This is a genomic window from Pseudomonas sp. 2FG (assembly GCF_005502935.1).
GTDB lineage: Bacteria > Pseudomonadota > Gammaproteobacteria > Pseudomonadales > Pseudomonadaceae > Aquipseudomonas.
This window is the reverse complement of record NZ_SCMP01000011.1, coordinates 31614-44480: the sequence shown is the minus strand read 5'-3', so window position 1 is coordinate 44480 and position 12867 is coordinate 31614. Positions and strand designations below refer to the sequence as shown.

Here is a 12867-nt window from a genome sequence, read left to right as displayed (position 1 = left end):
ATGAGTTTCAACCTGTCCGCATGGGCGCTGCGCAACCGCCAGATCGTCCTCTACATCATGTTGCTGATGGCGGTGGTCGGCGCACTCTCGTATACCAAGCTGGGCCAGAGTGAAGACCCGCCGTTTACCTTCAAGGCCATGGTGGTGCGCACCAATTGGCCGGGAGCGAGCGCCGAGGAAGTCGCGCGGCAGGTCACCGAACGCATCGAAAAGAAGCTGATGGAGACCGGCGAGTTCGACAAGATCGTCTCCTTCTCCCGTCCGGGCGAATCCATGGTCACCTTTGTCGCCCGTGACTCCATGCATTCGGCACAGATCCCCGAGCTCTGGTATCAGGTGCGCAAGAAGGTCGGCGATATCCGCCACACCTTGCCGCCGGGGATTCAGGGGCCGTTCTTCAACGACGAATTCGGCACCACCTACGGCAATATCTATGCGTTGACCGGCGAGGGTTTCGACTATGCCGTGCTCAAGGACTACGCCGACCGCATCCAGCTGCAGCTGCAACGGGTCAAGGATGTCGGCAAGGTCGATCTGCTCGGTCTGCAGGACGAGAAGATCTGGATCGAGCTGTCCAACGTCAAACTGGCCACCCTCGGCCTGCCGCTGGCCGCCGTGCAGCAGGCCCTGGATGCGCAGAACGCCGTGGCCTCGTCAGGCTTCTTCGAAACGCCGAGCGAGCGCATCCAGCTGCGCGTGAGCGGGCGCTTCGAGTCGGTGAAGGAGATTCGCGACTTCCCGATTCGGGTCGGCGAGCGCACCTTCCGCATCGGCGATGTGGCCGAAGTGCAGCGTGGCTTCAACGATCCGCCGGCGCCGCGGATGCGCTTTATGGGCGAGGATGCGCTCGGTCTGAGCGTCTCGATGAAGGCCGGTGGCGACATTCTGGTCTTGGGCCAGGCGCTGGAAGCCGAGTTTGCCCGTATGCAGGAAACCCTGCCGGCGGGCATGCAGCTGCGCAAGGTCTCGGATCAGCCGGCCGCGGTGAAAACCGGGGTCGGCGAGTTCGTCGAGGTGCTGGTCGAGGCCTTGGCGATTGTCATGCTGGTGTGCTTCTTCTCCCTCGGCTTGCGCATTGGCCTGGTGGTCGCCCTGACGATTCCGCTGGTGCTGGCGATGACCTTCACCGCCATGTACTACCTGGGCATCGGCCTGCACAAGATCTCCCTCGGCGCCTTGGTGCTGGCGCTCGGGCTGCTGGTCGACGATGCGATCATCGCGATCGAGATGATGGCGATCAAGATGGAGCAGGGCTTCGACCGCTTGAAGGCCGCCAGCTTCGCCTGGACCAGCACGGCCTTTCCGATGCTCACCGGGACGCTGATCACCGCGGCCGGCTTCCTGCCGATTGCCACCGCGCAGTCGGGCACCGGCGAATACACCCGTTCGATCTTCCAGGTGGTGGCTATCGCGTTGCTGGCCTCATGGTTTGCGGCGGTGATCTTCGTGCCCTATATCGGCGCGCGGCTGTTGCCGGATCTGGCCAAGCTGCACGCCGCCAAGCATGGCGGCAGCGCCCAGGGCCATGACCCCTATTCGACGCCGTTCTACCGGCGCGTACGGCGGCTGATCGAGTGGTGCGTGCGGCGGCGCAAGACCGTGATCCTGCTGACCTTGGGCCTGTTTGTCGCCGCCGTGGTGGTGTTTCGCTTCGTGCCGCAACAGTTCTTCCCGTCCTCGGGCCGGTTGGAGCTGATGGTGGACCTGAAACTCAGCGAAGGCGCCTCGTTGCAGGCGACCGAGGAGCAGGTCAAACACCTGGAACAGCTGCTCAAGGAACACCCGGGCATCGACAACTATGTGGCCTATGTCGGTACCGGTTCGCCGCGTTTCTACCTGCCGTTGGACCAGCAACTGCCGACCGCCAGTTTCGCCCAGTTCGTGGTCTTGGCGAAAACCATCGAGGATCGCGAGGCGATTCGCAGCTGGTTGATCGAACGACTGGACGAAGAGTTCCCGAGCCTGCGCACCCGCGTGACGCGCCTGGAGAATGGCCCACCTGTGGGTTACCCGGTGCAGTTCCGCGTCTCCGGTGAGCACATCGAGGCAGTGCGGGCGCTGGCCCGTAAGGTCGCCGCCAAGGTGCGCGAGAACCCGCATGTGGTGAACGTGCACCTGGACTGGGAAGAGCCGAGCAAGGTGGTTCACCTACGCATCGATCAGGAGCGGGCGCGGGCTCTCGGGGTGAGCAGCGCCGACCTGTCGCGCTTCTTGCAAAGCGCACTGTCCGGCACCAGCGTCAGCCAGTACCGCGAAGGCAACGAACTGATCGAAATTCTGCTGCGCGGCACCGTGCGCGAGCGCCAGGAACTGGCCCTGCTGCCGAGTCTGGCGGTGCCCACCGACAGCGGCCGAAGCGTCGCCCTGGCGCAGATCGCCACGCTCGAGTACGGCTTCGAAGAAGGCATCATCTGGCACCGTAACCGCCTGCCAACCGTCACGGTGCGGGCGGATATCTACGGCAAGGAGCAGCCGGCCAGTCTGGTCAAGCAGATACTACCGACGCTGGAGCCGATCCGCGCGCAACTGCCGGACGGCTACCTGCTCGATGTCGGCGGTACCGTCGAGGATTCGGCCCGTGGGCAGAAGTCGGTAAACGCCGGGGTTCCGCTGTTTATAGTGGTGGTGCTGACCCTGCTGATGCTGCAACTGAAGAGCTTCTCGCGCTCGGCGATGGTATTTCTGACCGCGCCGCTGGGGCTGATTGGCGTGACCCTGTTCCTGCTCGTGTTCCGCCAGCCGTTTGGCTTTGTCGCCATGCTCGGCACCATCGCCCTGGCGGGGATGATCATGCGTAACTCGGTGATTCTGGTCGACCAGATCGAGCAGGACATCGCCGCAGGCCTGGACCGCTGGCACGCGATTATCGAAGCCACAGTGCGGCGTTTCCGGCCGATAGTGCTGACCGCCCTGGCGGCGGTGCTGGCGATGATTCCGCTGTCGGGCAGTACCTTCTTCGGGCCAATGGCGGTGGCGATCATGGGCGGACTTATCGTCGCCACGGCACTCACCCTGCTGTTCCTGCCGGCGCTGTATGCGGCGTGGTTTAGGGTCAAGGAAGCTCGTTGATCTAGCTGGGTAGAGCGCAGCGACAGAATGGCAGGAAGCTGTTCTGCACAGCTTTAGCTGCCCGCAGGGCGAGGTGCATGGATGCACCTCGTGCAACCCAGCAATTCACCCACAAAACATCACAGCGCGCCAAACACCTTCTTCGCCAGGCTGGTGGCGGCACCGGCCGGGTTCTCGCGGAGGCTGGCTTCTTGTTTGCCGATCATCTCGAACAGGCCGTTCAGCGCCTGCTCGGTGACATAGCCTTCGATGTTGGCGCTTTTTGCATCGATGGCCCCGAAGCTGGCGGCTTGGCCGGCGAAGCTGTTGTATTGCTTGGCCAGGCCCATCTGGTCGGTGGCTTGCTTGACGATCGGCAGGAACTTGGCGCGGATCTGCTCGCGGCTGGTTTTGTTCAGGTACTGCGTGGCCGCATCGTCCGGGCCGCTGAGAATGGCTTTGGCGTCTTGCACGGTCAGCTTCTTCACCGCGTCCACCAGCAGCGCCTGAGCCTGCGGCACGGCGGCCTCGGCGGCCTGGTTCATGCGGGTTTCCAACTGCTCGACTTGCGCGCCCATACCCATCATCTTCATGGCCTTGGCGGCTTTGCCAAGGTTGCCCGGCAGCTCGATGCGCACCTCCGGGTTATCGCTGAAGCCGCCGGGCGTGCCCAGCTGCTTGACGGCGATCTGCGCGCCCTGGGTCAGGGCATCCTTGAGGCCGCCGCTGGCATCCTGCTGGGACAGATCGGCCAGCGACAGGGCGAAAGCGCTGGCCGAGAGGGCAACGCCGGCGACTAAGGCGGTAAGGCGAAACATGACAGCATCCTTCTGGTAGGGGGGCAGGCGAGCTTAGCAGAGGCAAACCCAGGCTTACCCAGTTGTCCCTGCCTGTGTGGCGAGCAGGGAGAGCTGAAGCTGGGCTTGCAGCATCCACGGTCGGGGGTTTGATTCTGGGGCATGCGGCACGAGCATTTTGAGTGTCGCCGACTGGCTCAGAACGACCCTTTATAGGACAGATTCATGAATGCACATTTGCCGTTAACACGAGCTCCAAAAAAGAGCCGCCTATGCGGCGGCTAAAGGGATCTGGGCAGATCCTCGCACTTTTCAAAGGCTGGCGAGCGACGCGCTGTTGCGCCGGTTATCAGCTTGTTGATCTAGCAAATGGTCAGCGCAGCAGCATCAGATAGACACCGCAGGCAAGTGCTACCAGCCCGGCAGGAATGGCCAGCAGGGAAATTATGTCGATCAGTTTGGACTGCCGGATCACGTCGGAAAGGTCATCTTTTTCAGCCGCTGCGCGTCGTTTCAGAACGGGCACAAGGCACAGCACGTTGCCGATAACAGCAACTCCTCCAGCAACCACCTTCAAGGCGTAGATGCCGTCGAAACGTGCGGGTTCGATAAGCAGCAGGCCGGTGATGAGCACTACGGTAAAGGCCGGTATCTCGAAGAACAGATCGATCTGGCTGTGCAGCCTGGCGACTGTGAAGCCCTGATTCCGACTCTGTGCTCGGGTGCGCTCAAGCAGGTACTCGACCGCTACGACGCCCAGCCAGAAGGCCACGGCGAAAAGATGTAGTTGAAGCAAAAGGTTAAATCGCATGGTGTTCTCCTCAGTCCCTGATCAAACCTGGCGTCTTGGTTGGTGCATCGGAGCGTCTGTCGGGATGATCGCGCTCAAGAAAACGACGCAGCCCCTCGCGGGTCTCGGGTTGATGTATGGAGCGGTTGAAACACTCCGCCTCGATGCGCAAGCCCTCAGCCAGGGGTTGGCCATAGCCGCGGATCGCGGCCTCCTTGTCGGAGCGCATGGCGGGTTGAGGGAGGGTACAGAGGAATTTGGCCAGCTCCATCGCACGCGCCAGTGAGCGTCCTTTGGGCACGACCTCATTGGCCAGGCCGATGGCGAGGGCCTCCGCGGCCGAGATGACCTTGCCCGTCAGGATCAGCTCCATCGCTCTGCCCATGCCCACGATGCGCGGCAGGCGCTGGCTGCCGCCATCGGCCAGGCCAATGTTCCAGCGTCGGCAGGTCACGCCGAAGGAGGCGTGCTCCTCGGCAATTCGCATGTCCGCAAAGCAGGCCCACTCCAGGCCACCGGCGTAGGCCGCACCGTTCACCGCCGCGATCACGGGCTTGTAGATGTCCGTCCAGCGGCTTGGCCCGAGAATGCCGGGACGCTCGCCGCGATTGTGTGCGGCAATATCGTCGATGCTGGAAGGCACCAGGTCGAATCCTGCTTCCAGGTCTCCACCGGCACAGAACGCCTTGTCGCCGGCTCCGGTGATGATGGCAGCCAAAGCGCTCGGGTCATCCCGAAAATCTGTCCAGGCCTCCACCAGCTCCAAGTGGGTGGTGGGCCCGATGCAGTTACGCTTGTCCGGACGGTTGAAACGGATGACCCTGATCGGGCCATGCGATTCGTACTCGATTTGTGTAAATGCCATAGCAGGTAGTCCTCTTATTGTTGTTATTTGCAGATGCTCAATGCCACGCCACGCTTTGTTCGAGCGGAAAGCGTAAGCGTGGGTTGTAGATTGCACGCTCTCCCGGCATCCCGACCGCCAGCAGCATGATTGGGATTGCGTCTTTCGGAACGGGCAGCACCTGCTTCAGACGCTGCTCATCGAAGCCCTCCATGGGGCAGGTGCTGTAGCCGTGGCTTTGGAACGCCAGCATCAGGTTCTGCGCGGCCAGCGTTGTCGACTTCACGGCCCAGAGCCGCATCTGCTCGAGGCTATTGGGCGTACGCATGACGGGGCGCCTGAAGCCCATCAGCCTGACCATCTGCCGCTTGAGCAAACCGCGCCAGCCCATCCAGCCCTGGTTGTACTGGAATGGGGCGCTGTTCTTGTAGAAATGCTCAATCGCCTTGGGCACAGCGGGTTCTGGCCAAAGTCTGAGTACATTGGCACATGCCTGTTTCCAGGTGTTCGGGTGTGCCAGCACGGCAATGATCAGCGGAGCTTTCGCGGCGCTCTGTCCCAGGCATACATGCTGCAATTGCTGGAGAAGCGCGGGGGCGCGCACCACATGAAACGACCAGGGCTGCAGATTGCATGAGCTGGGAGCCAGCACGGCAAGCTCCAGGCAGTCGCGAATAACCGTATCGGGCACCGCCTCGGCCGTAAAACGACGCACCGCGCGGCGGCTCTCGACCAGGGAACGGAAGACCTCGGCAGATGCTGCAAGGTCTGGGCGTGGCGCTGCACTGCTCATCACCTGCCTCCTTGAGCAGAGCGATGTTGCATCGCGGCACTGTTGCTCTGCAGGGCGAACCAGTTGAGTGCCTCATCCCAGATCTCCGTAGCCGAGGCCCGGAAGTAACCCATGTGCCCGATGGGCTGTTTTTTCGTCTCGGGATAAAGATCGCGCGCTGACAACTGAGCGTTGCGGTAGCCCTTGATAAAGGCGTCCCTCGAGACGGGAGGCGCCCAGAGATCGTCCACTGCGTTGGCGAAGATGCAGGGCATGCGTACTTCCGCGTACAGGTGCGCGACGGAGGCCATCGAGGGGTCGTCGAAGAAATAGTGAGGATAGGCACACCAGCGCCGCCAGTCCTTGTAGACACCCAGCGGCAGGTCATCGCCCATCCCCAGAACGCTCCAGGCCATGTAGCCCTTGTGCGCGACGATCAGCGGCAGGATGCAGGACCACAGCAGGCGAACCTTGAAGGCCTCAAGCGCTGGCATCCATCCAGCCCATCCGGCACCGGTTCCGAAGCAATAGGCCGCGGTGATCTTGTGGTGATTGGGCAGCAGACCCAGTGCATGACCACCAAAGGAGTGTCCGACCCAGAAAAGTGGCGTCCTGCCGTCGTCCATGAATTCAACGGCCGCGGCCAAGTCGCGAAAGCCCCAGTCCAGGTAGGACATCTCGAAACCTTTCAGGGATGTGGGCCTGGACTCTCCAATACCTCGGTAATCGACAGTCAGGACGTTGAACCCCTGCGCGCTGGCATGCTGGGCGAAGCGGCGATAGAAGCGCTGTTGCACACCGGTCGCGCCGGCCATGATGAGGTTGCCCTTCAATGGCCCCTGCGCGGAATAGCGCGTAGCGGCAAGACGGTAGCCGTCGCTGGTCACAAGAGAGAGCTGATCGATCACCGAAAAGGCTTTTGTGGAAGCAGACTGAGTCATAGAGATCGCTCCAGCCGTTCAGCGGCCACCAGCTCTTTGCGGAGAATCTTGCCCACATTGCTCTTGGGCAAGTCGTCGCGAAAGATGATGCGGCGAGGACGCTTGTAGCTGACCAGATGCTTTTCGCAGTGTGCGATCACGTGGGCCTCATCCAGATAGGGTTGGCGACGAACGACGTAGGCGATGGGTATTTCTCCGGCCTTCTCGTCAGGTGCCGGCACGACCGCCGACTCCATCACCCCAGGGTGAGCGTTCAGAACTCGCTCGATCTCCGAGGGGAAGACTTTGAATCCCGAGGAAATGATCATTTCCTTCTTGCGGTCGACCAGGCGCAGATAGCCATCCGGGTCGAAGACACCGATGTCCCCCGTGCGGAAGAAACCATCGCTGGTGAAGGCAGACGCGTTTTCTTCGGGCCGCCGCCAGTAACCGGCCATGACGGCTGGGCTGCGTACGCAGATCTCTGCGTCGCCGATGGTGACCTCGTCGCCTGCGTCATCGCGCAGGGAAATTTCAATCCCTGCCACTGGCTGGCCAACTGATCCAGGGCGAGATCGTCCGACCGGATTGCAGGCAATCAGCCCGGTCTCGGTCATGCCGTAGGCTTCGGTGATATGGCAGCCCGTGACCTCATGCCAGCGCTTGGCCGTGGCCTCGCTGACCGGCATGCCCGCACCGAGGCAGATGGCAAGCCCCTTGAAGTCCAGCGAACGGAATGCCTCGTTCTCCAGGAGCGAGTTGTAGAGCGTATTGACGCCGGGAAAACTGCTGACGCGGTGCCTGGACCACTCTTTGACAAAGGTTGCGGTATCACGCGGATTCATCACCAACACCGCTTTGCCGCCCTTGGCCAGGGTAAAGAGCAGATTGCCCAGGCCGAGGATGTGGTAGAGCGGCACGGCGAGCAGCAACACGTAATCGCACTCGCTCTTGCCCAGAAGGTGCAGTCGCAGAGCCGAATACTGCTGGGCAACATTGAACATCAGGGCCCGATGAGTGATCGGCACGCCTTTCGGCTGCCCTGTCGTACCGCCGCTGTAAATCATAAAGGCCGTCTGCTCGGCCGTTATGGGCGAACGCGGGGTTAGACCGGCAGCACGAGTCGCCACGACCCTGCGCCAGGCAACAGCCCCTTCGACCCGGACGGACTCACCACCCAGGCGCCGGCGCGCCACCCAGTTGACCAGCGGGCGCCGCCAACCCAGCAGGTCACCAGGGGCGACCCGCACGGCGATGCTTACACCAGACTCGCGCATGGCATGCTGGACACTCAGGCTCATGGGCTCGAAGAGAAATACGGCTTTGACCTCACTGTCCTTGAAGACTTGAGCCAGCTCCTGCGCCGTATACAAAGGGTTCACGCAAACGGCGGTACAGCCGGCCCGGATGATCCCCAGGCAGGCCACGGGGTGGGCGAGCATGTTCGGTAAGGCGACGGCAACCCGAGCCCCCGGTTGCAGCCCTTGATTGATCAGCCAGGTCGCTACCGAAGCGCTCAGACTCTGCAGTTCCTCATAGCTGATGCTGGCACCCAGGGCGGATAGGGCCGGCGCCTGGGGAGTCCTTGCTGCGCTGCGCTGCAGCAGCTCAACAATGGTGGCAACGCCGAGGTCGGGAAGCTCATGGCTATCCTGCAGGGCGCTGACCAGCTTCAGTCTTGCATGGTCTTTTCTGGGGCGATTCATCTGCGGCCCGTCTCAGCAGAGTTGGATCTGTTCGAGTTGCTCAAGACGCGATGCATTGCGCTTCAACTTCTCGATAAGTGACGGAACACGGACTTCTGCTTCGGAGAAATACAGCCGGGCCAGAGCGGGTTTGCTTCTGAGGAACGCTTCGCCAGAAGCTGAGGGCACGGCGGCGTCCGCGATCCAAGCCCACAGGTAGCCGAAGACTACGGTGCCCAGCAGTTCAAGGAAGTCCGGCGCAACCAAGCCCACAACGTCCCGGTTGAAAACCGTGTCGACCGAGACTTGCTGAGCCAATGGTTCGAACTCGGCCGCCCATGACGCCAGGGTCGTGGCGACACCTTCCAACCCTGGACGCTGGCGCAGACGCTCGGCCAGCGCGGGAATGTGGCTGAGGAAGATCCCCAGGCGCTGCCCCTGATCACCCAGGGTCTTGCGCCCCAGCAAGTCCAGAGACTGGATGTAGTTCGTGCCTTCATAGATCGGACAGATGGCCGCATCGCGCAGCAGCTGCTCCATGCCGGTTTCGACTATGTAACCGTGCCCGCCGAATAGCTGCAGCGCCGAGGCGATGTGAGTGTCGGCGTGATGGGAGAGATAGCCCTTGACGATGGGGGTCAACAACTCTGCCAGCTGTGAGGCCTGCTTGCGCCGCGCGTCGTCCGGGTGGCAACGCGCTTCATCGAGCAGGGTGCCGGCCCAGGCGCAGAGCAAGCGTGCTGGTTCGATAAACAGCCGCTGCTGGACGAGGCTCGACTTGACGCCAATATGACTTAACAGAGGGTCGGCGGGTTGATCGGGGTGCGTGGCCCCGTTCAGTGCCCGACCTTGAAAGCGCTCCTGGGTGTAGCGCAGCGCGTTCTGGTAAGCGACCTCGGCCAGGCCTACGGTTTGCACTCCCACGGCGAGCCGCGCACTGTTCATCAGCAGGAACATGCAGGCCAGGCCGCGGTTCAGTTCGCCGACCCGGTAGCCCCTGGCATTCTCGAAAGCCAGGGCGCATGTGGCGTTGGCACGAATGCCGTGCTTGTGCTCAAGCGCGACGACCGACACCCCGTTGGCTGAGGCAGGGGCCTCCAATAGGTATTTCGGCACGACGAATAGGCTGAGGCCGCCAGTACCTGCCGGGGCCCCTTCCGTTCTGGCGAGCACCAGGTGAACGATGTTCTCGGTTAGATCGTGATCGCCGTTCGAGATGAATATCTTGGTTCCACTCAGGAGGTAGGAGCCGTCCGACTGCGTGACTGCAGTCGAGCGAATCAGGCCAAGATCACTGCCGGCCTGCGGCTCGGTAAGGCACATGGTGCCAAGCCATTCGCCACTGGCTAGTTTGTCGGAAAATAGGGATCGAACCCGCTCATCGCCGAATCGGTCGACGCAGCGCAAAACACCTTCGCGCACGTTGGCGAAAATGCTGAACGACAGGTTGGTGGAGGCGAGCATCTCGTCAAAAAAGACACCTGCCGTTCCTGGGAAGCCTTGCCCCCCAATGGACAGTGGGACCGTCAGAGCGGGCCAGCCGTTCTCCTGGAACAGGCGGTAAGCTGACTTGAAGCCTTGCGGGGTTTTGACCCCGCCCTGTTCAAGCCTGCAACCCTCGGCATCGCCGCTGCCGTTCAAGGGCAGCAGCTGCTCTTGGGTGAGCTCGGCACCGACCTCCAGAGTGGCCCTGAACAGGTCGGCGTCGATATGGTGGTGCTCTGGCAGCAGAGGCAACAGCTCTGGAAGTCGAAGAACCTTGTGAGCGAGGAAGTTGAACTCCTCCAGTGGTGCTTGGTACTGCAGCATCTCTTGCCCCTGCCTATCAGTTAACGACCTTTGAACACCGGTTCACGCTTCTGCATCATCGCCATGACGCCTTCACGCACGTCTTCGCTCTTGATCAGCGAGAACAGCAGTTCGTTGAGCTTGGAGAGCGCAGCATCGTCGCCTTCGTCGCGCGCCTGGAAGGCGGACTGCAGGGTGGCCTTGATGGCCAGAGGAGCGGCCTTGGCGATGCGCTCGGCGTACTCGATGGCGCGCGCCAGCTCCTGGCCGGGCTCGACGACCTCGGTCAGCAAACGCATAGCCAGCGCCTCGTCAGCACCGAACTCTTCGCCAGTCAGCATGTAGCGCATGGCGTTAGTCCAACCTGCGGCCTGGGTAAAGCGCACGGTGGATCCGCCGGACGGCGGAATGCCGCGCAGCACTTCCAGGTGGGCGAAGCGGGTGTTGCTGGCGGCGATGGCGATGTCGGCGTTGAGCACCAACTCGATGCCGGCGGTCCAGCAGGTGCCTTGCACGGCGAGCACTACCGGCTTGCTGCGACGCGGTTTCGAGACGCCCCACGGATCGATGCCTTCATCCGGATACTTGAAGCCACCCGAAGCCAGCTTCGGCGTCAGCTCCATCAGATCGAGACCCGCCGTGAAATGCTCGCCATGGGCGAACACGACGGCACAGCGCATCTCATCGTTGCGCTCGAACTCGCCCAAGGCCAGGGCCAGGTCGGTCAGCATGGCGCTGTCGAAAGCATTACGTTTGCCGGCCCGGTCGAGGCCGATAAGGAACAGATGACCACGCTGCTCTCGAGTGACGCGACCCGGGCCGCTGTTTGCTTCGCTCATCAGAGATTCTCCTGGCTTTATGAGGTGGCTGCCTGGCATTTCCAGGTAGGCCACAGATACTTACCGAATGTTCGGTTTGCTAAAACTAAACAAACATTCGGTAACCGTCAAATTGAGACACCAAGGCTTATGACGTAGAATCAATCTGCATGATTTAGAGCAGGAGTAACCCGTGCGCCCACTGAAAATCCCACGCGATGAGCTTCTGCAGCGCTGCGCCAATACCTTCAAGCGCCTCGGCTACCACGGCACCACCATGGATGCGTTGTCGTCCGCCTGCGGGTTGACCAAGGCGTCCTTCTACCATCACTACCCCAACAAGGAATCGCTCCTGCGGGACGTGCTGGACTGGACGCATGAGCGGTTGAAACAGTCGCTGTTCTCCATCGCCTTCGATGAAAATCGGGCTCCGCAAGAGCGACTCACAAGCATGGGGCGCAAAGCCAAGAAGCTCTTCCAGGACGACTCGATCGGTTGCCTGATGGGGGTCATCGCGGTCGATGCCAGCTATGGCAAGGTCGAGCTGATGGAACCGATTCGGCGCTTTATGGATGACTGGGCCGCCGCGTTTGCCAAGCTCTATGGCATCGGGCGCAGCCAAGAGGAGGCGCAACGGCTGGCGAGGCAATTGGTGGCCGACTTCGAGGGGGCTATCCTGCTTGCTCGCATCTATGGCGATCCGAGCTACATAGACGCGGTGACCGAGCGAGGCCTGCGTCAGCTGGAACCAACGGGCGCAGGCGTCTAGGCCAGTTCCCGCTCAAAACTCCGTTGCAATTCCTGCCAGATCAGGTCGAGCGGCTCCACACTGCGAGCGGCTCTGCACAGCGCGACAGAACCCTCGATGGAAGCAATCGCCAGCAGTGCCAAGCTGCGAGAGCGGATGTCCGCTACGCCCGCTTCCTGTAGCGAATGACTGATGATTTCCTGCCATTGCACAAAGATGCCGTTGGCCTGGTCCAGCAGCTGCAGCTGAATCTGCGCTTCCAGCTCGGTTTCCGACTCGCCGCGCTGGTCGGAAGCGTACTGCTCAACCGCTACGGCCAGCACCGCACAACCGGCCTGGAAGGCTGTCTCTTCGAGGGTTTTTCGCCACAAGGCAACGAACAGCTCCAAGCCTTTCACCGGACCATGCTTGCCCAGTAGCTGCGCCAGCGGCTCGCTAACCTCTCGGCCCGCGTGGTCGACGGCGGCTTCGAGCAGCTGACGCTTGCCGCCGGGAAAGTGGTGCGCAATAGAACCGCGCGGCGTGTTCGAGTAACGCACGACCTCGCGCATGCTGGTCGCTGTCATACCCTTGCGGCGCAGAAGATCCGCAGCGCCGGCGATCATTCGGTCACGAGTAGGAGTGCTCATCGTAAAAATTATGCCACCTGTCATATTT

11 protein-coding genes are annotated in these 12867 nt (G+C 61.9%); 2 read left to right on the top strand and 9 right to left on the bottom strand.

From position 1 onward, the window contains the following. Complete coding sequence (locus tag FFS13_RS12715; protein ID WP_137819461.1) at window positions 1-3069, top strand: efflux RND transporter permease subunit; 3069 nt, start codon at window positions 1-3, stop codon at window positions 3067-3069. 119 nt (window positions 3070-3188) lie between these two features. Here the strand turns inward: FFS13_RS12715 and FFS13_RS12710 are convergent, their stop codons facing one another. From FFS13_RS12710 to FFS13_RS12675, 8 genes are all read right to left on the bottom strand, one after another. Then, on the bottom strand, window positions 3189-3866 hold the full coding sequence (locus tag FFS13_RS12710) for a DUF4197 domain-containing protein (RefSeq protein WP_137819460.1): 678 nt from the start codon (window positions 3864-3866) through the stop codon (window positions 3189-3191). Window positions 3867-4218: 352 nt separating this feature from the next. Then, window positions 4219-4656, bottom strand: coding sequence for a hypothetical protein (locus FFS13_RS12705; protein WP_137819459.1), 438 nt, complete (start codon window positions 4654-4656; stop codon window positions 4219-4221). Window positions 4657-4666: 10 nt separating this feature from the next. Next, complete coding sequence (locus FFS13_RS12700) at window positions 4667-5500, bottom strand: enoyl-CoA hydratase/isomerase family protein (protein ID WP_137819458.1); 834 nt, start codon at window positions 5498-5500, stop codon at window positions 4667-4669. A gap of 37 nt (window positions 5501-5537) precedes the next feature. Then, window positions 5538-6272: a nitroreductase family protein gene (locus tag FFS13_RS12695; protein WP_137819457.1), complete on the bottom strand. Its 735-nt coding sequence runs from the start codon at window positions 6270-6272 to the stop codon at window positions 5538-5540. Next, window positions 6272-7192 (bottom strand): alpha/beta fold hydrolase, encoded by a 921-nt coding sequence (locus FFS13_RS12690; protein ID WP_137819456.1) that lies wholly within the window; start codon window positions 7190-7192, stop codon window positions 6272-6274. The genes FFS13_RS12695 and FFS13_RS12690 overlap by 1 nt, the downstream gene beginning before the upstream one ends. Beyond that, complete coding sequence (locus FFS13_RS12685) at window positions 7189-8877, bottom strand: AMP-binding protein (protein ID WP_137819455.1); 1689 nt, start codon at window positions 8875-8877, stop codon at window positions 7189-7191. The genes FFS13_RS12690 and FFS13_RS12685 overlap by 4 nt, the downstream gene beginning before the upstream one ends. A gap of 12 nt (window positions 8878-8889) precedes the next feature. Beyond that, window positions 8890-10665 carry an acyl-CoA dehydrogenase family protein gene (locus tag FFS13_RS12680; RefSeq protein WP_137819454.1) on the bottom strand — a complete coding sequence of 592 codons (1776 nt, stop codon included), beginning with the start codon at window positions 10663-10665 and terminating at the stop codon, window positions 8890-8892. 20 nt (window positions 10666-10685) lie between these two features. After that, a complete protein-coding gene (locus tag FFS13_RS12675) occupies window positions 10686-11483 on the bottom strand; it encodes a crotonase/enoyl-CoA hydratase family protein (RefSeq protein ID WP_137819453.1) in 798 nt (265 codons plus the stop codon). A gap of 172 nt (window positions 11484-11655) precedes the next feature. On the opposite strand from FFS13_RS12675, the gene FFS13_RS12670 reads away from it, so the two are divergent. Further along, the gene (locus FFS13_RS12670; protein ID WP_137819452.1) at window positions 11656-12231 is read left to right on the top strand and encodes a TetR/AcrR family transcriptional regulator; all 576 of its coding nucleotides are present in this window, start codon (window positions 11656-11658) and stop codon (window positions 12229-12231) included. On the opposite strand, the gene FFS13_RS12665 is transcribed toward FFS13_RS12670, so the two are convergent. Further along, window positions 12228-12839, bottom strand: a complete 612-nt coding sequence (locus FFS13_RS12665) for a TetR/AcrR family transcriptional regulator (RefSeq protein ID WP_256657888.1) — start codon at window positions 12837-12839, stop codon at window positions 12228-12230. The two genes, FFS13_RS12670 and FFS13_RS12665, sit on opposite strands and share 4 nt — an antisense overlap. Between the last annotated feature and the right edge of the window lie 28 nt (window positions 12840-12867).

Coding starts and splice junctions, on each gene's coding strand:
- FFS13_RS12715 (WP_137819461.1), top strand. CDS start 1: ATGAGTTTCAACCTGTCCGCATGGGCGCTGCGCAACCGCCAGATCGTC.
- FFS13_RS12710 (WP_137819460.1), bottom strand. CDS start 3,866: ATGTTTCGCCTTACCGCCTTAGTCGCCGGCGTTGCCCTCTCGGCCAGC.
- FFS13_RS12705 (WP_137819459.1), bottom strand. CDS start 4,656: ATGCGATTTAACCTTTTGCTTCAACTACATCTTTTCGCCGTGGCCTTC.
- FFS13_RS12700 (WP_137819458.1), bottom strand. CDS start 5,500: ATGGCATTTACACAAATCGAGTACGAATCGCATGGCCCGATCAGGGTC.
- FFS13_RS12695 (WP_137819457.1), bottom strand. CDS start 6,272: ATGAGCAGTGCAGCGCCACGCCCAGACCTTGCAGCATCTGCCGAGGTC.
- FFS13_RS12690 (WP_137819456.1), bottom strand. CDS start 7,192: ATGACTCAGTCTGCTTCCACAAAAGCCTTTTCGGTGATCGATCAGCTC.
- FFS13_RS12685 (WP_137819455.1), bottom strand. CDS start 8,877: ATGAATCGCCCCAGAAAAGACCATGCAAGACTGAAGCTGGTCAGCGCC.
- FFS13_RS12680 (WP_137819454.1), bottom strand. CDS start 10,665: ATGCTGCAGTACCAAGCACCACTGGAGGAGTTCAACTTCCTCGCTCAC.
- FFS13_RS12675 (WP_137819453.1), bottom strand. CDS start 11,483: ATGAGCGAAGCAAACAGCGGCCCGGGTCGCGTCACTCGAGAGCAGCGT.
- FFS13_RS12665 (WP_256657888.1), bottom strand. CDS start 12,839: ATGAGCACTCCTACTCGTGACCGAATGATCGCCGGCGCTGCGGATCTT.